The following is a 19,785-nucleotide window of genomic DNA, read 5'->3' as shown; positions in this document are numbered from 1 at the left end:
GATGAAGAGAATTGGTGTATTAACAAGTGGGGGAGATGCTCCAGGCATGAACGCAGCTATTCGTGCTGTTGTAAGAAAGGCCATTTTTGAGGGGCTTGAAGTAGTTGGTATTTTCCATGGCTATCAAGGGTTAATTGATGGTAAAATGGAAGTTTTAGATTTAGGCTCTGTAGGGGACATTATTCAAAGAGGTGGAACAAAACTATTTTCTGCAAGATGCCCAGAGTTCCGAACTGAAGAAGGGCAACAAAAAGCAATAGCGCAGTTAAAGGCGCATGGTATTGACGGATTGGTAATTATCGGTGGGGATGGTTCTTATCGAGGTTCTATGAAACTAACTGAAAATGGTTTCCCTTGTGTAGGAATACCAGGAACAATCGATAATGATATACCTGGTACAGATTACACACTTGGATTTGATACAGCCTTAAATACAGTTATTGAAAGTATTGATAAAATCAGAGATACTGCCACATCGCATGAACGTACTTTTATCGTAGAAGTAATGGGAAGAGATGCCGGAGACTTGGCTTTGTGGGCTGGTCTAGCAGGTGGGGCTGAAACGATCATTATTCCTGAAGTAGAGATAAATATGGACGAGATTGTCGAGCGTCTAAAAAGCGGTTCCGAACGAGGGAAAAAGCATAGTATTATTATTGTTGCAGAAGGTGTGATGAGTGGAGCAGAATTTGCTAACAAGCTAAAGGACTTAGCGGATATTGAAACAAGGGTTTCGGTACTTGGACATATTCAACGTGGAGGTTCTCCGACGGGTCGTGATCGTGTGCTAGCAAGTTTGTTTGGAGCTAAAGCTGTGGAGGTATTACTTACTGGAAATGGTGGACGTGCTATTGGCATCCAGAATCATCAAGTGGTAGACTATGATATGAATAAAGCATTTGAAAATCATGAAGAATTTGATATGTCTATGTATCAATTATCTAAAGAATTATCCATTTAATGAGGTAATATCTTCCCATTATAGAAAGGAATGTACTATGAGAAAAACTAAAATAGTTTGTACAATTGGACCCGCAAGTGAATCGGAAGAAATGTTAGAGAAATTAATTAATGCTGGTATGAATGTTGCCAGATTGAATTTCTCACATGGAAATCATGAAGAACATTCTGCAAGAATTCAAACAATCCGTAAAGTTTCTAAAAAGATAGGTAAAGTTGTTGGGATTTTATTGGATACAAAAGGCCCAGAAATTCGCACACATAAAATGGAAAATGGTGCTATTGAGCTTCAATCTGGTAAGACAATTGAAATTTCGATGACAGAAGTGTTAGGTACATTAGAACGCTTCTCTATTTCCTATGACAAACTAATTGAAGATGTTCACGAAGGTTCTGTTATTTTATTGGATGATGGACTAATTGAGTTAATCGTTAAAAAAATTGATAAAGAAAATGGAATAATTTCCACTTATATTCAAAATGCAGGAACGTTAAAGAACAATAAAGGTGTAAATGTACCAGGAGTATCAGTGCAATTACCTGGCATGACAGAAAAAGATGCTCAGGATATCCTTTTTGGTATTGAGCAGGACATAGATTTTGTTGCTGCATCTTTCGTTCGCCGAGCTTCAGATGTGTTAGAAATCCGTAAATTATTAGAAGAAAATAATGGAGAACATATTCAAATTATTCCTAAAATCGAAAACCAAGAAGGCGTAGATAATATTGATGAAATTATTCAAGTATCTGACGGTCTAATGGTTGCTCGGGGTGATTTAGGCGTAGAAATTCCAGCAGAAGAGGTACCTTTAGTTCAAAAGAAACTAATTACTAAATGCAACGAAGCTGGAAAACCTGTTATTACAGCTACTCAAATGCTCGATTCTATGCAACGTAATCCTAGACCTACTCGCGCAGAAGCAAGTGACGTCGCAAATGCTATATTTGATGGTACAGATGCCATTATGCTTTCTGGAGAAACAGCTGCAGGACTTTATCCGTTAGAGGCTGTTCAAACGATGGATAAAATTGCTCGTCGTACAGAAAATGCAGTCGATTATCGTGAAAATGTAACGAAGATCAGTAAAGCACGTGATGTGAACTTAACTGATGCTATTGGTCAAGCTGTTGCTCATACAGCGATTAACTTAAAGGTAAAAGCAGTTATTGCACCTACTGAAAGTGGATATACTGCAAAAATGATTGCTAAATTTAGACCTGGTGTTCCGATTATTGCTGTGACTTCATCTGCTACCCCATCTAGAAAACTAACATTAGTTTGGGGGGTATATCCAATTGTTGGAAAAAAAGCTCACTCAACAGATGAGATTTTGGAAGTAGCTGTGGAGGAAAGTATTCTTCACCACTACGTAACTCATGGTGATTTAGTTGTGATTACAGCTGGTGTACCTGTTGGAGAAGCGGGCACAACAAACTTGATGAAGGTTCATATTATTGGAGACTTAGTTGCAAGAGGACAAGGTATTGGTAAGAATACTGCATTCGGAAAAGCAATAGTTGTAAATAATGCGGAAGAATTAGCCGGACAAGATACAACGGATAGCATTATTGTAACTTTAGGGTCTGACCGAGATATGGTCCCGAGTATTGAAAAATGCAGAGGTTTAATCACCGAAGAGGGTGGTTTAACTAGCCATGCTGCAGTAGTTGGACTTAGCTTAGGAGTGCCGGTTATTGTAGGTGTTAAAGATGCAACAACACTTATAAAAAATGGTCAAGAACTAACGATAGATGCCGAAAGTGGTTTTATCTATCATGGACACGCTAGTATTATTTAAAAAAAATGCCTCACCATAACGGTGGGGCTTTTATTGAATGAAAAGAAGTAGCGTATTAGAATCTATTTATTAATACTGTTCAGGTGGACGCTTCATCGCTCACGCGTCGATGTGATGTCTCATATGTCTCATATGTCTCATATGTCTCACTCATCCCGCTGGAGTCGCCACCTTGTACTACAATCAATTAAGTGAGTAGTACTTAACAGGAAGATTTTTTTCTCGAGGTAACCCAAAATGCACTAACCTCTTTCCAAAGGTTTTTGAATGGCGACGGACAGACAAACGCCATAAGATTACCGAGAAAAGGGAGGCTGGTCGTGATGTTAGTAATGACCAGCTACTTAAAAAAATATTCGATAATATTATAGCAACAAGTCTGTCCAATGCCCGATGGAAACGATTGAAATAGGTTTTGAGTTTAATTGGTGCTTAAGCTTTTTCTAAAAGGAAGGTGAAATAATGAAATGGATTATTGGTTTGTTTATTTTAATCCCAGCGGTTGAATTATATATTCTTATGCTATCGGGTAAAACTATTGGAGTAGGAAATACATTTTTATTGATCATCGCAAGTGGTATAATTGGTGGCTATTTGGCAAAAAGACAGGGCCTAAAAGCGTTTAGAGAAGTATCAGATAGCGTCAAAAACTATCAAGCGCCAGGCGAAGCTGCGATTAATGGTATTAGTATATTTATGGGAGCTATCCTAGTAGTTCTCCCAGGATTTATATCAGATATTTTTGGCTTCATGCTTTTATTTGCCCCAACTAGAAACTTATTTAAACCACTTATTTATAGATGGATACGCAAAAAAATGAAAAACGGCCAAGTTATTGTGATGAAGTCTTCGTGAAACTTTCCCATTTATGGGCAAATAGATAAATAAACGGACTAAACAAAATTCCTATAAATCCAAAGATTAAAATGGCTGCCGCGCTCAAATAAAAGACGTGGACAGCCTTTATTTGTGTCGTAGAAGACCAGAGTACAGATTCGACGATATGTCTTGTCAATTGAACGAAAAGGTATAAAAGTAAGACAATTGTACCTACCATCTGCATTTCCATTAAAAAAAAGTATATGCACAAAGGTATCAATATTAAGCCAGTACCTAAAAAAGGAACACTATCGACTAAAGAAATTAGAAACGCATATTTAATCGGATTATGTAAACCTAATATTGAGAAACCAATAGAAATTAATATAAACGTTAAAATAAATAACTTAAATTCTACATGAATAAACTGATTTATAATTGTTGAGGATTTAAGTAATGCTTTATGGCAAAGATGTCGCATTTTTTTGGGGAAATAAACTAGAAACCATTCCCGGTCCTTTATAGATTCGATTAAGGAAAAAAATAATCCAATACTAAATAAGAATATCTCAAAAAAGTAAGAGGGTAAATGAGTTACATTTAGTAATAAATCATTCAATAGCTTATTTAGTAATGTTTGAAATTTACCTTCAAACATCGTAAAAAAGGGGTGATTTTGTATTTCCATTACAGGTAGTAGAACAACATGTTCATGAATAAAAGGAATTAAATCAATTAATGTTTGAATAAGAAAAAATAATATCATTAAAAAACTAGATAAAATTAAAATTACAGTTAGTAATACACTTATAAATACTGGAATTTTAAATTTTTTATGTAAAAAATTAGTGATAGGAAATAGAAAGTAACCTCCAATTATTGCTAAAGTGAGTGGGTAAGCAACAAATGATATTAGTATAATTATTCCAAATGGTACCCATTGTGATAAAAAATCTTTTTTATTTAATTGTAGAGTAATCAAATTCATCCAATCTTTTCAATTAATTAGGAGATTTAAAGATATTTTTCAATAAACTTAAGCGTTTTCATTCACAAAAACGCCAAAATTGATTATACTGTATAAGTAAGCAATGCTAAAAACATTAATATATACATATAATTCTTCTGATTTAGTGTAGATTTAGTCAGAAGTCTTATGTTGTGAAGGGGAGACTTTGATATGACAACAACTAAAGGTTTAGAAGGAATTGTAGCGGCAGAAACGTCCATCAGTTCAATCATCGATGATACACTTACATACGTTGGATATGATATTGATGATTTAGCTAACAATGCGAGCTTTGAAGAAGTAGTTTACTTGCTTTGGCATAAACGTCTTCCAAACGCAGCTGAGCTAGCTGAATTGAAACAACAATTAGCCGACAACATGGCTGTACCACAAGAAGTTTTGAATCATTTCAAAACATTCCCAATCAATGATGTACATCCAATGACTGCCCTTAGAACAACAGTTTCTATGCTTGCATTATATGATGATGCTGCAGAAGATATGTCCGATGAGGCAAATTACTTAAAAGCAATTAAATTACAAGCAAAAATCCCGACATTAGTAACAGCTTTCTCACGTGTCCGTAAAGGACTAGAACCTGTAGCACCTAAAACAGATCTAGGTTATGCTGCTAACTTCTTGTACATGCTACATGGAAAATTACCAGAAGACATAGAAATAGAAGCGTTTGACAAAGCACTTGTTTTACACGCAGATCATGAATTGAATGCTTCGACATTCACTGCTCGCGTATGTGTAGCAACTCTTTCAGACATCTATTCTGGTGTGGTCGCAGCTATTGGAGCTTTAAAAGGACCTCTTCATGGTGGAGCAAACGAGCAAGTTATGAAAATGTTAACAGAAATTGATACACTTGATAATGTTGACGCTTATATTAACGAAAAATTAGAAAACAAAGTAAAAATTATGGGATTTGGTCACCGTGTCTATAGAAAAGGAGATCCGCGTGCAAAGCATTTACGTGAAATGTCTAAAAAATTGACTACACTTAATGGTGAATCCAAATTATATGATATGTCTATTCGTATTGATGAAATAGTTACGGGACAAAAGAATCTACCTCCAAATGTAGATTTCTATTCTGCGTCTGTATACCATTCTTTAAAAATCGATCATGATTTATTTACACCAATCTTTGCAGTATCACGTGTATCTGGTTGGAGCGCACATATTCTTGAGCAATATGCAAATAATCGTTTAATCCGTCCACGTGCAGAATATGTAGGACCTGGAATGCAAAAATATATTCCAATTGAAGAAAGATAGTATTAGTATTATCTTATAAGATAGGGCTTAAACACATTTGTGTTTACTGCCCTATGATTATGATAGTAGGAGGAATAACAAATGACAACAGGCAAAATTACAGTAGAAAACGGCGTACTTAACGTACCAAACACAGCGGTAATTCCTTTCATTGAGGGAGACGGAACGGGTCCAGATATTTGGGCTGCAGCATCACGTGTATTAGAAGCTTCGGTAGAAAAAGCTTATAATGGTGAAAAGAAAATTGAATGGAAAGAAGTTCTTGCTGGTCAAAAAGCATTCGATAAAACTGGCGAGTGGTTACCTCAAGAAACTTTAGATGTTATTAATGAGTATCTAATTGCTATTAAAGGACCTTTAACTACACCAATCGGTGGAGGAATTCGTTCGTTAAACGTAGCATTACGTCAAGAGCTTGATCTATATACTTGCCTACGTCCAGTTCGTTATTTCACTGGTGTTCCATCTCCAGTTAAACGTCCAGAAGATACTGACATGGTTATTTTCCGTGAAAACACTGAAGATATATACGCTGGTATTGAGTATGCTAAAGGTACAGATAATGCAAAAAAACTAATCGAATTCTTACAAACTGAATTCGGAGTGACAAATATTCGTTTCCCAGAAACTTCAGGTATCGGTATTAAACCAATTTCTGAGGAAGGTACTAAACGTTTAGTACGTGCTGCTATTAACTATATTATCAAAGAAGGTCGTACTTCTTTAACATTAGTTCATAAAGGGAATATCATGAAATTCACAGAAGGTGCTTTCAAAACTTGGGGCTACGAAGTAGCAGAACAAGAATTTGGGGATAAAGTATTCACTTGGAATCAATATGATAAAATTAAAGAAGAACAAGGAACAGAAGCTGCTGACAAAGCACAAGCTGATGCACTTGCAGCTGGTAAAATCCTTGTGAAAGATTCAATTGCTGATATCTTCTTACAACAAATTTTAACTCGTCCAAAAGAGTTTGATGTAGTTGCTACAATGAACCTTAATGGAGATTACATTTCTGATGCACTTGCTGCACAAGTTGGTGGTATCGGTATTGCTCCAGGAGCTAATATTAACTATGTAACTGGACATGCTATTTTCGAAGCTACTCATGGTACAGCTCCTAAATATGCTGGTCTTGACAAAGTTAACCCATCTTCTGTTATCCTTTCAGGAGTATTAATGCTAGAGCATTTAGGTTGGAACGAGGCTGCGAAACTTATCATGGATTCAATGGAGAAATCTATTGCTTCTAAAGTGGTAACTTATGATTTTGCTCGTTTAATGGATGGTGCGACTGAAGTTAAATGTTCTGAGTTCGCTGATGAACTTATTAAAAACATGTAATATTAAAATGAGATTTGGTTTTTAAGGAAGGGAATTTTCCCTTCCTTTTCTTTAATAGACAAGAATATATAAAAATGTACCGTGAACACGGGATTCGAATAATGTTACTGATTTCCGTTCCAGGTGTGCGCTTTATAGAACAGGCCTTTTTAGCACGGTTCTACTAATAAACATAAAAGGAGAGTTTTCTAATGACATTGAAAAGAAGTAAAATATCAGTAATCGGTGGCGGATTTACAGGTGCTACAACAGCTTTTCTACTTGCTCAAAAAGAACTTGGTGATGTTGTATTAGTAGACATTCCACAGGCAGAAAATGCTACAAAAGGTAAGGCTTTGGATATGTCGCAAGCCGGACCAGTTCAAGGTTTTGACGCTAATATCATTGGTACTTCTAATTATGAAGAGACGAAAGACTCGGATTTAGTTATTATCACTGCTGGTATTGCACGTAAACCTGGCATGAGCCGTGACGATTTAGTTCAAACAAACCAAAAAGTTATGAAATCTGTTACATCTGAAATCGTTAAGTATTCTCCAAATACAACAATATTAGTATTAACAAACCCTGTTGATGCGATGACTTATACAGTTTATAAAGAATCAGGCTTACCAAAAGAACGCGTAATCGGCCAATCTGGTGTACTTGATACTGCACGTTTCCGTACATTTGTTGCAAAAGAATTAAACCTATCTGTTAAAGATGTAACTGGTTTTGTTCTGGGAGGACATGGTGACGATATGGTGCCATTAGTAAGATATTCTTATGCCGGCGGGATTCCATTAGAAAAACTAATTGACGCTGCTCGTTTAGATGAAATTGTAGACCGTACTCGTAAAGGTGGAGCTGAAATCGTTAACCTTTTAGGCAATGGTTCTGCTTACTATGCTCCAGCTGCTTCTTTAGTGGAAATGGCTGAAGCAATTCTGAAAGACCAAAAACGTGTATTACCATCTATTGCATATTTAGAGGGTGAATATGGTATGGATGGAATTTACCTTGGTGTTCCAACAGTGCTTGGTGCTGGTGGTATCGAAAAGATTATCGAACTTGAATTAACAGAAGATGAAAAAGCATTATTAAACAAATCTGCAGATGCAGTCAAAGCTGTTATGAAAGTTTTAGCTTAACTATAATACTGGTATCAATCGAGTGGGGAAACCTACTCGATTTTTTTAATAAGAAAATACTTAAAAGCTGAGAATTCACTTGGATAAACAGGTTGTTACCAAACCATGTGATGCACATAACTTTTGCCCCTTTTTGTGACTATAGCTTATAGTTAGGATAATAGAATTAGTTTTAGTTAATATAGTATGAAAATTAATAACACTAAAAACTCACCTTTTAATCATAGAGGAAAATGCTAGTCCAAAACCCTTAGAGAACAACGGAAACTGGTGATGAACTAAAATTTCTGTGTATGTCTTTTGCTAGTGATATTATTATGAAAAAAAGGGCTAACTAAGGATGGTTAAAAGATAGCCCAACTGGAACAGGTCCTATCATCACCTTGCACTTTGTGTAGGTTTATTGTTAATATAGAATTAGCTATTTGTAAGGGGGAGCAGCTATTGTTATTAGGGAAAACTCGAAAAATAGGGAGACATATACAGGATATAGAGATAGGTGAGAAATTAACACTTACAGAAAAAATAGAGGACAAAGACTTGCTTCTATATCTTGGACTAACCAATGATAACAATCCTTTATATATTCAACATGATTTTGCGGCTAAGACTCAATATGAAAAACCTATCGTACCGTCGATTATGTTAACGGGTATTATAACATCTGCTATCTCAAAATACTTGCCGGGTCCGGGATCACATATAACAAAACAATATATTAGTTTTCCAACACCTACTTACCATTACTCAATACTAGAATTTACATTTGAAATAAAGGAAATAATAGAACAATCAAATAATATAATAATTTCAGTAATAGCTCAAAATGACCAAAATGAAATTGTTGTGGATGGCGAATTTCATGTAACGCCTCCTATTCTAGAGAAACAATAAGATTATAGCTTAATGGATTTGGAATGGGGGTTTCAAATCAACCTTGGAGGCAAAAAAATGAGAAAAGTATTAGTTGTGGATGATGAAAGCTCGATTGTAACTTTATTAAAATATAATCTTGAGGAAGCTGGTTTTGAAGTCATCACAGCAAGTGATGGTTTAGAAGGGCTTAATAAAGCATTAGAAGAAAAGCCAGAGGTTATTGTACTGGATTGGATGCTACCGCATATGGATGGCATGGAAGTCTGTAAAGAACTTCGTTTAAAGAAAGTGCAAATACCTATTATAATGTTAACTGCAAAAGATGAAGAATTCGATAAGGTATTAGGACTCGAATTAGGTGCAGATGATTATATGACCAAGCCTTTTAGCCCGAGAGAGGTAACTGCAAGGGTAAAAGCAATGATTCGTCGTTCTAGTCTATCTACAGAGCATAAGCAAGAAAAAAACATAGAAGAGATGTATACTTTTGGGCCGTTACAAGTGTTTCCAGAACGTTTTGAAGTACTTTTAAACAATGAAGTCATTGAGTTTACTCCAAAAGAATTTGAATTACTTGTGTATTTAATAGAAAACAAAAATAGAGTGTTAACACGTGATCAGCTTTTAAGTGCTGTATGGAACTATGATTTTGCGGGAGATACTCGTATAGTAGATGTCCATATTAGTCATTTACGTGATAAAATTGAAGAGAATAGTAGAAAGCCTAATTTCATCAAAACAATTAGAGGATTAGGATACAAGTTTGAGGAGCCTAAGAGCTAATGAAATCATTTCATTCCAAACTTTTTAGAACTTATTCTATTATGATAGGGTTAATATTAGCTTGTCTAGGACTAATACTTGGACAGCTTTTTCCTATTTACGCCAAAAATTCTTCTGAAAAAGTCATAAACACACAGATAGAGGAAGTATCTAAAGATTTAGCCGCAACAGGACTAACTGTAGATGAACAGAGGGATATTAGGGATAAGCTAGCTTCTTCTTTTTCACGAGCGGATTTGATTGATTCCCATTCCTTATGGTTATTCTTATTCATCATTTTAGGTATAACATTTCTGGTTGCACTTTTTTTAGGGACAAGTATTTTCAAAAAGTTTGCTCAGCCAATCGAACATTTAACAGAAACCGCTATGGAATTAGCAAGAGGTAATTATCGGATTCGTGCGTTTGAAGATGAATTTTCTGGAATGTCCAAGCTGAGTAACTCTATTAATATACTTGCACGAAATTTGCATGATATATCCGTCATGAGAGAAACTGAAAAAGAACGTTTGAAAACGTTAATCGAGAATATGGGCAGTGCACTTATTATGATTGATCGTAACGGATATATCACCATTGTGAATCGTGCATTTCTTAAACAGCTTGATATTTCGTTCAAAGACGTTGATGGAAAGTTGTTTAATAAAATTGGTCTTCCAAAGAAGATTGAAATGTTCATTGATCAATTATTTTTAACAGAGGCATCTAATCGGGAACAAATATCTGTAAAGAAAAACATACATACTTATTACATGGATGCTTACGGTGCACCAGTTATCGGTGAACATGGAAAATGGCTTGGTATAGTGGTTGTCATGCATGAAATTACGGAGCTTGTGAAATTGGAGCAGGTCAGAAAAGATTTTGTAGCAAATGTATCTCACGAATTGAAGACACCTGTTACAAGTATTAAAGGATTTTCAGAAACATTATTATATGGCGCATATAAAAACGAAGAAACTTTACTTTCTTTCCTTGAAATAATTCACAAGGAAAGTAATAGACTTCAAATGCTGATCAATGATTTATTAGATCTTTCAAAAGTGGAGCAGGTTGGGTATGAAGTGGACTTACAAAAGGTCAACTTATTAGATGTTGTTGAGCGAAGTAAAGAAATGACTAGTCATATAGTAGAGGAAAAGAATATGCGCCTCGAGACGATATATGATGAATCGGTCTTTGTATTAGGGGATTTAAATCGTTTAATCCAAATAACGATGAATTTATTGATGAATGCACTAACTTACTCCCCTGAAAATAAAACCGTGACTATATCTATCAGTCAAAACGAAAAATGTGGAATATTCCGTATCCAAGATGAAGGGATAGGAATAGCAAAAGAAGAGCTTAACCGAGTATTTGAGCGTTTTTACCGAGTGGACAGAGCTAGAAGTAGAAACTCTGGAGGAACCGGTCTAGGTCTAGCAATTGTTAAACATCTAGTGGAAGCGCATCACGGCTTGTTAGAAGTAGAAAGTGAAGTAGGAAAAGGTACTGTCTTTACTGTATCAATTCCACTTGTTAAAAGTTAACGGAGGTCTTTATGAATAACCAACCTTTTATCCCTATAATTATTGGGACAGATATGAATGCTTATAATATGGCGATTTCTTTTCATGAGGAATACAATATTAAGCCGATATTAGTAGGTAAAGAAGAAATGTCCTTTACCAAATGGAGTAGCGTGATTGAACATATAGAAATTCAACCAAATTTATGGGATAAATCTTCTTTTGTTCAAGTTCTTTCTGAAGTAGCACAAAAATATAAAACGCAAGACAAACAATTGCTTCTAATAGGAACAAATGACTTTTATGTACGATTAATAATTGAAAATGCAGTTGCACTAAAGAAAATGTATGTTTTTAACTATATGTCAGAAGAACTAATGAACAATCTACTTGTGAAATCGAATTTCTATAAGCTTTGTGAAGAGCATGGAATAGATGCACCTAAGACATATTATTATTCATGTGCAAAAAAAGCAGCATTTACCGAAGATGTACTTTTCCCTCTAATTATAAAACCAAGCAATGGTGTTATGTATTACAAAAACAAGTTTCCAGGACAACAAAAAGTTTATCGTGTAGAGTCTAAAGCAGAACTTGATGATATTATTAACAAAGTAAATGCTAGTGGATATACAGAAGACTTAATCATTCAGGATTATATTCCTGGGGATGATACGTATATGTGGGATTCAGTATTTTATATGAATTCAAAAGGACAAGCACAACTTAGTACACTTGCACAAGTGGTTCTTCAAGAGCATACTGTTACTGCAATTGGTAACTATACTGCGCTAATTACCCGATATAATGAGGAGCTAATGAAAAAACTTCAACACTTTTTAGAAGCTGTAGGTTACGTAGGTTTTGCAAACTTCGACTTAAAGTTTGATGAGCGAGATGGGAAGTTTAAAGTGTTTGAGGTAAACATTAGACAGGGGAGATCTAGTTACTATACAACAGCTCTTGGACATAATATGGCTAGATATTTTGTAGATGATGTTATTTATCAAAAGGAAAAACCACTTACTCTATTGAATGAGCATTATTTGTTTACCGTAGTGCCTAAAATAGTGCTAAGGAACTTTGTTGAAAATGAAGAGATTCGAGAAGAAGTAAGTGGACTTTTGAAATCGGGTAAATGGGGAAATCCACTCTTTTACAAAAAGGACAAGCATTTTACTCGTAAATTATTTTTGATTGCTCGTCAGTTTAATTATTATAAAAAATACAAAAACAATAATTGGTAAGGAAATATTTACAAAGTATTAACGGGAGATTTACAATTGTTTGTTATATTTAATTAGACCCCTTTTCCAAACGATTTACCTAAAAAAGCTAGCTTTTGCTAGCTTTTTTTATTTATATAGGGAGAATGAAAAATGAATACTTAGTTTACAGGACATTTAAGAATGAATAATACTACTGGTTTCCGTTTCAGGTGGATGCTTTCCGCGGGCTTGACGAAATTACTCTTTACATAAAAAACGGGGTAAAAGATACCCGATCCTCTAAAAACAAAATGTAGATATGCTGTTGATTTTCGCTACGAGCGGACGCTTTCCGTGGGCACGGCTTCAGCCGCTTCCCTCGCGATGCTCAGTCCAGGGTCTTCAGCTCGCGCTGTTCCCACTGGAGTCGCCGCTGCGCTCCATTCAACTAGTTTCACTTTATATAAACGAACAATTGTATATAAAACCTTCTAAATATACATGTTTTATCTTCAAATAAGTGAAAATGAGACTCAGATAAAAGAAACAAGAATGTATAAGTATCTACTTTTCCAACTAAACCCTAAAAGTTTACTTAATATGCTCTTCATAGAAAACATGTATGAGATAACCAATTCTATTATTTTTGAAACCAACTACTAAGTTAAACCGTAAAAGGAAGTATACATAAAAAGGAGGAAATAATATGAGTACGAAAAGGTTACTAACTATTATTGCCATGAGTGTAATTGGAATTATATTAATATCGGCTGTTTTTACATCTTGGTATACAGTAGATGAATCGGAACAAGCAATCGTCATCACATTTGGTGAAGCAAGTGAACCAATAGTGGATTCGGGTTTAAAATTTAAGATGCCTTGGCCAATTCAATCAGTAGAAAAACTCTCCAAAGAAACATTTAGTCTGAAATTCGGTTATAGCCAAACTGCAGATGGAGAAATCGAATCATTTGATAAGGATACTAAAATGATTACAGGGGACGACAATATTGTGTTAACTGATTTAGTCGTTCAATGGAAAATAACAGACCCTAAATCTTATTTATTTAATGCTGAAAACCCACAAGAGTTACTTCATGATGCAACCTCTGCTTCTATTCGTTCCGTTATTGGGAATTCCAAAATAGATGATGCCCTTACTTCAGGAAAAGCACAAATTGAGAGTGACACAAATGATCTATTACGCTCTTTAATAGAGAAGTATGATATAGGAATCACTGTATTAACAGTAAAGCTGCAAGATGTAGAGCTTCCAAATGCAGAAGTTAGATCTGCGTTTACTGCAGTAACGGATGCCGAGGAGACTAAGAATACAAAAGTAAATCAGGCAGAAAAATACAAGAATCAGAAGTTAAGTGAAGCAATTGGTGAAAAGGATGCAATCATTTCAAATGCAAATGGGTATAAAACTGCTCGTATAGAACAGGCAAAAGGAGACGTAGCACTTTTTGATAAGCTATATGCAGAATACCAAAATAATAAAGAGATTACGAAACAGCGTTTAGTAATGGAAACTTTAGATGCCGTACTACCAAATGCTAATTTATATATTATGAATGATGATGGTGGAACGATGAAGTATCTCCCTCTACAATCGTTAGAAGCAAGTAAACAAACGACTCCACCAGCAACTACGACTACTGAAACAGAGGCAGAAAAAGAAGAAGGGAGCGGAAAATAATGGCTGATAACAAAAATCCATTCTCCAATTTAGAAGCGAAATTTAAAACAGTTGAAAACAAGGCAAGTAACTCTCCTAAAGAGAAAAAACCAGTAGATTACAAAAAATATACAAAGCCATTTATTGCAATTTTCCTAGTTTTTGTCTTGTTCATCATCGCCCTTGCGAATATCTTTGTGGTCAAAGAGGGAGAGTTTAAAGTAATTCGTCAGTTTGGAGAAATCAAAGATGTTAAAGATACACCTGGGATTCATATGAAAATACCATTTGTTCAGACTGTAACTACAGTACCTAAATATCAAATGAATTATAAATTATCTGAGGCAGAAATAAATACAAAAGATAAACGTCGAATTATTATTGATAATTATGCAGTGTGGAGAGTAGTAAATGTTAAGGAAATGATTTCTAGTGCAGGTACATTAGTTGGAGCAGGTTCTCGTATGGAAGAATTTATCTATTCGGTCGTTCGTTCTGAGCTTGGTCAATTAAATTATAATGAGATTATTAACGATGAAAATTCCTCAAGAGGAAGCTTAAATGATCAAATAACTAGTCATGTAAATGAATTATTGAAAAAAGATAATTACGGTATTGAAGTAATAGACGTTCGTATTAAACGGACAGATCTTCCTCAAGAAAATGAGCAATCTGTGTACAATGAGATGATTTCTGAAAGACAAAGTATTGCTCAAAAATTCCTTTCTACCGGTGATGCAGATAAACGAAGAATTGAAGCTGAAACAGACCGTGAAGTTCGTGAAATGTTGGCAACTGCCAATAAAGATGCATCTATTATAGCGGCTGAAGGGGATGCAGAGGCAGCAAAAATTTATAACCAAAGTTTTTCTAAGGATCCAGAGTTCTATTCACTTTACAGAACTTTAGAATCGTATAAGAAAACAATTGGAGATGAAACGATGATAATCATCCCGTCAGATTCTCCGTATGCGAATATTCTATCAGGTTACTTAGAATAGTATATGAATCGTCATTCCCCTTACTGTCATGGTAAGATATAGGGAATGACGGTTTTTATTATTAAGGAGTGAATGTATTTGGCGACCGAAAAAATCCTATTATTAGATGGCAACAGTTTGGCTTACCGAGCTTTTTTTGCCCTACCCCTATTAACGAATGAACATGGTGTACATACAAATGCAGCGTATGGCTTTACAATGATGCTACAAAAAATTATGGAAGAAGAAAATCCAACTCATATGTTAGTGGCTTTTGACGCCGGAAAAACAACTTTCCGTCATTCTACATTTGGCGAATATAAAGGTGGAAGACAAAAAACTCCGCCAGAGCTTTCAGAACAATTTCCATATATACGTAAGTTGATCGATGCTTATGGTATTAAGCGTTATGAACTGGAAATGTACGAGGCGGACGACATTATTGGTACTTTAAGTAAGCAAGCAGATGAAAAAGGTCAACAAGTCGTAATTGTTTCTGGAGATAAAGATTTAACACAATTAGCTACTGATAATACAACAGTATATATCACGAGAAAAGGTATTACCGATATTGAAAAATACACACCTGAGCATATTCAAGAAAAGTATGGTTTAAGTCCTTTACAGATTATTGATATGAAAGGCTTAATGGGGGATGCTTCCGATAATATACCCGGAGTACCTGGTGTCGGAGAAAAGACAGCTATTAAGCTTTTAAAAGAACATGGTTCGGTAGAGGATTTATATAAGGCACTTGATAAAGTGAGTGGTGTTAAGCTAAAGGAAAAACTTGTTGCTAATGAAGAACAGGCAATTATGAGTAAGGCGCTAGCTACGATAGAAATAGCAGCACCAATCCAAGTCTCAATTGAGGATATTTCTTATAATGGTCCAAATATGGAAGACGTAATTGAAGTTTGGAAGGAACTATCCTTTAAAACACTTTTGGAGAAATCTGAATATGTTTCTGAAGATCCAGAAACGACAGAGGTGGAATTCCAAATTGTTGAAGAAATAGACTCTACTGTATTAGATAAAGTGATGGCAGTCCATTTGGAAATGTATGATGTTCAATACCATACAAGCGAATTATTAGGCATTGCTTTATCGGATGGAGAAAAAGGTTACTTTGCTCCCGCAGAGATTGCTTTTCAATCTAAGGATTTTTGTTCGTGGTTAGAGAATGATACAAATAAAAAGTATTTAGCAGATTCCAAAGCAACACAAGCAGTGAGCAGAAAACACAATGTTAATGTTCAAGGAGTTGAATTTGACCTGCTCCTAGCAGCGTATATAGTAAATCCAGCTATTTCGTCAGAGGATGTTGCAGCTATTGCGAAAGAATTTGGTTACTTTAACTTGTTGGCAAACGATACTGTTTACGGAAAAGGTGCCAAAAAAACTCCTCCTGAAATCGAGAAAATTGCAGAACATGCAGTTAGAAAAGCAAGGGCAATATGGGACTTAAAAGAAAAGTTAGAAGTGAAGCTTGAAGAAAATGAACAGTACGAGTTGTATAAAGAAATAGAGCTACCTCTTGCATCTATCCTAGGCACGATGGAATCCGATGGTGTTTTAGTGGATAAACAAATACTTGTAGAAATGGGTCATGAACTCAATATTAAATTACAGGTGATTGAACAAGACATTTATACACTAGCGGGAGAAACATTCAATATTAATTCTCCTAAACAATTAGGCGTAATACTATTTGAAAAAATTGGACTTACACCTATTAAAAAGACTAAAACAGGTTATTCAACCGCAGCGGATGTTCTTGAAAAACTAGCAAATGAACATGAAATAATTGAACAAATTCTACTATATCGTCAATTAGGTAAGCTCAATTCGACATATATTGAAGGATTGTTAAAAGAGATTCACAAAGATGATGGGAAAATTCATACTCGTTATCAACAAGCGCTAACTTCAACAGGGCGTTTAAGTTCTATAAATCCGAACCTGCAGAATATACCAGTACGTTTGGAGGAAGGTAGAAAAATACGAAAAGCCTTTGTTCCTTCTCAACCCGGATGGGTAATGTTCGCTGCGGATTACTCTCAGATTGAATTACGTGTTCTTGCGCATATGTCTAAGGATGAAAACTTAGTAGATGCTTTTAATAATGATTTAGATATCCATACTAAAACGGCTATGGATGTCTTCCATGTGGAACAGGAAGATGTGACATCCGATATGCGTCGTGCTGCCAAGGCGGTTAACTTTGGTATTGTGTATGGTATTAGTGATTATGGTTTATCGCAAAATCTAGATATTACTAGAAAAGAAGCAGCGAAATTTATCGAGAATTATTTAAATAGCTTCCCTGGAGTAAAGGAATATATGGACGATATTGTTCATGATGCAAAACAATCAGGATATGTTACTACAATCCTTAATAGAAGAAGGTATTTACCGGAAATAACGAGTTCAAATTTTAATCTAAGAAGCTTTGCAGAACGAACGGCGATGAATACACCAATTCAAGGAAGTGCTGCAGATATTATTAAAAAAGCGATGATTGATATGGCAGCTCGATTAAAAGTAGAAAATATGCAAACTAAAATGTTATTACAAGTACATGATGAGTTAATTTTCGAGGCACCTCCAGAGGAGATTGCATTATTAGAAAAAATAGTACCAGAAGTAATGGAAAATGCTATTAAGCTGATTGTACCTTTGAAAGTGGATTATGCCTTTGGTTCATCGTGGTATGACACGAAGTAGGGGGTTACTTGTATGCCAGAATTACCAGAAGTAGAGGGCGTATTACGCGCCCTTCAACCAATTGTAAGTGGAAAGACTATTAAGTCAGTTGATGTTTCGGAAACCATTTATAATTCAAAAGCAAATGGTAAAGAAGCTATTATTAAAGGGTTAGATGTAGATCAGTTTTGTTTAGCTTTACCTGGCACAAAGATTGACCATCTAGAAAGAAGGTCCAAATATATTTATTTTCATCTTCTAAAGGATGGCCTCCCTTATATGCTAGTATCGCATTTGGGAATGTCGGGAGCATGGTTTTCTGTGAAAAGTTTGCATGAGATTACAGAAGAAAAATTTAGAAAGCATGCGCATGTTACTCTTTACTTTGAAGAGGGTGACATGCTAGTCTATGCGGATATCCGAAGATTTGGCGAATTGCGATTCTTAGAAACAGAAGCGGACTACCCTCCTTTATTATTAATGGCACCTGAGCCTTTTGATCAACATGCATTAGATCATTTTCTGCATATGAGCGCATTACCCAAATATGAGAATAAAGCAATAAAAGAATTTATCATGGATGGTCATGTCGTGTCTGGCTGCGGAAATATTTATGCGACTGAAGCGTTATTTCGTATGAAAATACATCCGGCAAGGACAGTAAAACGAATTAGTAGAGAGCGAAAAATTCAATTATTTCAAGAAATAGTAATTGTTTTGCTTGATAGTATTGAAAACGGAGGTAGTACGATTTCAGATTATCGCACTATTAACGGTGGAGCAGGAAATATGCAAAATAGACTTCAAATGTATGGCAAAAAGGAATGTGGGGACTGTGGTACGAAAACGAAACAAAAAACAATCGGTGGTCGTACATCTACCTACTGTCCAACATGTCAAAAATAAGGGAGCAACTAGATGATAATTGGATTAACAGGAAGTATCGCTAGTGGGAAAAGCACCGTTGCAAATATGTTAAAGGAAATGGGCTTTCCCATTATAGATGCAGACCTTGTCGCGCGAATAGTAGTTGAAAAAGGAACTGCTACGCTTGAAATGATTAAAGAAACTTTTGGTTCGGGGGTTATCCAAGAGGATGGATCCTTAAATCGGGAAGAACTTGGTGAAATTATTTTCACAACCCCTTCTAAACGTAAGTTATTAAATGATATTATACATCCTGCTATCCGTGCGGAAATGTTAGCCCAAAAGGGGCATCTTGTGCAACAGGGACATCCAGTCATTATTATGGATATACCGCTGCTTTTTGAAAGTAGATTGCAATCCTTTGTGGATAAAATTCTTGTTGTGACAGTAACGGAACAAACCCAATTGGAAAGATTGATGTCACGGAATAGGTTTACACAGGAGGAAGCCAAATTACGTATTCAATCCCAATTACCTTTATCAGTAAAAGAAAAAGGAGCAGATGCGGTCATTTATAACAATGGAACAATAGAAGAAACTAAACAACAATTAATAAAAATATTAGCTATTTGGGAATAATAAAACTGGAAATTACACGCAAATAGTAAGTATTTACTCTATAAAGTATAAGAGGAGCGCCAGAAGTTAAATATTCTGGTGCTTTTTTGAAAAGATTAAAAGTATATAAAGATGTCCTGTGAACACTTGATTCATGGGACTTAAAAGAAATGATTACCCACTGATTTCCGTTTCAGGTGGGGT

16 protein-coding genes are annotated in these 19,785 nt (G+C 35.3%); 15 read left to right on the top strand and 1 reads right to left on the bottom strand.

Features of this window, described 5'->3' with window-relative positions; genetic code table 11:
• Position 1: 1 nt before the first annotated feature.
• The 3 genes from pfkA to ACQCPR_RS12260 all read left to right on the top strand — a co-directional run bounded on the left by pfkA (position 2) and on the right by ACQCPR_RS12260 (position 3,614).
• Entirely contained in the window at positions 2-961 is a 960-nt protein-coding gene (gene pfkA, locus ACQCPR_RS12270) for a 6-phosphofructokinase (RefSeq protein WP_090564242.1), read from the top strand.
• 37 nt (positions 962-998) lie between these two features.
• Positions 999-2,759, top strand: a complete 1,761-nt coding sequence (pyk, locus tag ACQCPR_RS12265; protein ID WP_427137132.1) for a pyruvate kinase — start codon at positions 999-1,001, stop codon at positions 2,757-2,759.
• Between the two features lie 462 nt (positions 2,760-3,221).
• On the top strand, positions 3,222-3,614 hold the full coding sequence (locus tag ACQCPR_RS12260; protein WP_427137131.1) for an FxsA family protein: 393 nt from the start codon (positions 3,222-3,224) through the stop codon (positions 3,612-3,614).
• On the opposite strand, the gene ACQCPR_RS12255 is transcribed toward ACQCPR_RS12260, so the two are convergent.
• Entirely contained in the window at positions 3,592-4,560 is a 969-nt protein-coding gene (locus ACQCPR_RS12255; protein ID WP_427137130.1) for an AI-2E family transporter, read from the bottom strand. The genes ACQCPR_RS12260 and ACQCPR_RS12255 overlap by 23 nt on opposite strands.
• 198 nt (positions 4,561-4,758) lie before the next feature.
• On the opposite strand from ACQCPR_RS12255, the gene citZ reads away from it, so the two are divergent.
• The 12 genes from citZ (at position 4,759) to coaE (ending at position 19,602) form a co-directional block, all read left to right on the top strand.
• The gene (citZ, locus tag ACQCPR_RS12250) at positions 4,759-5,874 is read left to right on the top strand and encodes a citrate synthase (RefSeq protein ID WP_090564234.1); all 1,116 of its coding nucleotides are present in this window, start codon (positions 4,759-4,761) and stop codon (positions 5,872-5,874) included.
• Between the two features lie 81 nt (positions 5,875-5,955).
• Positions 5,956-7,221 (top strand): NADP-dependent isocitrate dehydrogenase, encoded by a 1,266-nt coding sequence (icd, locus tag ACQCPR_RS12245; protein WP_340930121.1) that lies wholly within the window; start codon positions 5,956-5,958, stop codon positions 7,219-7,221.
• Between the two features lie 191 nt (positions 7,222-7,412).
• A complete protein-coding gene (mdh, locus tag ACQCPR_RS12240) occupies positions 7,413-8,351 on the top strand; it encodes a malate dehydrogenase (protein WP_340930118.1) in 939 nt (312 codons plus the stop codon).
• Between the two features lie 444 nt (positions 8,352-8,795).
• Positions 8,796-9,245 (top strand): MaoC/PaaZ C-terminal domain-containing protein, encoded by a 450-nt coding sequence (locus ACQCPR_RS12235; RefSeq protein ID WP_340930116.1) that lies wholly within the window; start codon positions 8,796-8,798, stop codon positions 9,243-9,245.
• A 57-nt stretch (positions 9,246-9,302) separates the two neighbouring features.
• Positions 9,303-10,010 carry a response regulator transcription factor gene (locus ACQCPR_RS12230; protein WP_427137129.1) on the top strand — a complete coding sequence of 236 codons (708 nt, stop codon included), beginning with the start codon at positions 9,303-9,305 and terminating at the stop codon, positions 10,008-10,010.
• Positions 10,010-11,542, top strand: a complete 1,533-nt coding sequence (pnpS, locus tag ACQCPR_RS12225) for a two-component system histidine kinase PnpS (protein ID WP_427137128.1) — start codon at positions 10,010-10,012, stop codon at positions 11,540-11,542. The genes ACQCPR_RS12230 and pnpS overlap by 1 nt, the downstream gene beginning before the upstream one ends.
• 11 nt (positions 11,543-11,553) lie before the next feature.
• The gene (locus ACQCPR_RS12220) at positions 11,554-12,768 is read left to right on the top strand and encodes a carboxylate--amine ligase (RefSeq protein WP_090564221.1); all 1,215 of its coding nucleotides are present in this window, start codon (positions 11,554-11,556) and stop codon (positions 12,766-12,768) included.
• 667 nt (positions 12,769-13,435) lie between these two features.
• Positions 13,436-14,431, top strand: coding sequence for an FtsH protease activity modulator HflK (hflK, locus tag ACQCPR_RS12215; RefSeq protein WP_090564219.1), 996 nt, complete (start codon positions 13,436-13,438; stop codon positions 14,429-14,431).
• A complete protein-coding gene (gene hflC / locus ACQCPR_RS12210) occupies positions 14,431-15,411 on the top strand; it encodes a protease modulator HflC (RefSeq protein ID WP_090564217.1) in 981 nt (326 codons plus the stop codon). Before hflK ends, hflC begins: the two co-directional genes overlap by 1 nt.
• Before the next feature lie 78 nt (positions 15,412-15,489).
• A complete protein-coding gene (gene polA / locus ACQCPR_RS12205; protein ID WP_340930112.1) occupies positions 15,490-18,117 on the top strand; it encodes a DNA polymerase I in 2,628 nt (875 codons plus the stop codon).
• A 12-nt stretch (positions 18,118-18,129) separates the two neighbouring features.
• A complete protein-coding gene (mutM, locus tag ACQCPR_RS12200) occupies positions 18,130-19,002 on the top strand; it encodes a bifunctional DNA-formamidopyrimidine glycosylase/DNA-(apurinic or apyrimidinic site) lyase (RefSeq protein ID WP_340930109.1) in 873 nt (290 codons plus the stop codon).
• A 12-nt stretch (positions 19,003-19,014) separates the two neighbouring features.
• A complete protein-coding gene (gene coaE / locus ACQCPR_RS12195) occupies positions 19,015-19,602 on the top strand; it encodes a dephospho-CoA kinase (RefSeq protein WP_340930107.1) in 588 nt (195 codons plus the stop codon).
• Positions 19,603-19,785: the final 183 nt, after the last annotated feature.

Source organism: Psychrobacillus psychrodurans (genome assembly GCF_050209195.1).
GTDB lineage: Bacteria > Bacillota > Bacilli > Bacillales_A > Planococcaceae > Psychrobacillus > Psychrobacillus psychrodurans.
The sequence above is the reverse complement of the archived record's forward strand: the minus strand, read 5'-3'. Positions and strand labels throughout refer to the sequence as shown.

What these genes read in the sequence shown, in the direction of transcription:
- pfkA (WP_090564242.1), top strand. Translation starts at nt 2, where the DNA reads ATGAAGAGAATTGGTGTATTAACAAGTGGGGGAGATGCTCCAGGCATG.
- pyk (WP_427137132.1), top strand. Translation starts at nt 999, where the DNA reads ATGAGAAAAACTAAAATAGTTTGTACAATTGGACCCGCAAGTGAATCG.
- ACQCPR_RS12260 (WP_427137131.1), top strand. Translation starts at nt 3,222, where the DNA reads ATGAAATGGATTATTGGTTTGTTTATTTTAATCCCAGCGGTTGAATTA.
- citZ (WP_090564234.1), top strand. Translation starts at nt 4,759, where the DNA reads ATGACAACAACTAAAGGTTTAGAAGGAATTGTAGCGGCAGAAACGTCC.
- icd (WP_340930121.1), top strand. Translation starts at nt 5,956, where the DNA reads ATGACAACAGGCAAAATTACAGTAGAAAACGGCGTACTTAACGTACCA.
- mdh (WP_340930118.1), top strand. Translation starts at nt 7,413, where the DNA reads ATGACATTGAAAAGAAGTAAAATATCAGTAATCGGTGGCGGATTTACA.
- ACQCPR_RS12230 (WP_427137129.1), top strand. Translation starts at nt 9,303, where the DNA reads ATGAGAAAAGTATTAGTTGTGGATGATGAAAGCTCGATTGTAACTTTA.
- pnpS (WP_427137128.1), top strand. Translation starts at nt 10,010, where the DNA reads ATGAAATCATTTCATTCCAAACTTTTTAGAACTTATTCTATTATGATA.
- ACQCPR_RS12220 (WP_090564221.1), top strand. Translation starts at nt 11,554, where the DNA reads ATGAATAACCAACCTTTTATCCCTATAATTATTGGGACAGATATGAAT.
- hflK (WP_090564219.1), top strand. Translation starts at nt 13,436, where the DNA reads ATGAGTACGAAAAGGTTACTAACTATTATTGCCATGAGTGTAATTGGA.
- hflC (WP_090564217.1), top strand. Translation starts at nt 14,431, where the DNA reads ATGGCTGATAACAAAAATCCATTCTCCAATTTAGAAGCGAAATTTAAA.
- mutM (WP_340930109.1), top strand. Translation starts at nt 18,130, where the DNA reads ATGCCAGAATTACCAGAAGTAGAGGGCGTATTACGCGCCCTTCAACCA.
- coaE (WP_340930107.1), top strand. Translation starts at nt 19,015, where the DNA reads ATGATAATTGGATTAACAGGAAGTATCGCTAGTGGGAAAAGCACCGTT.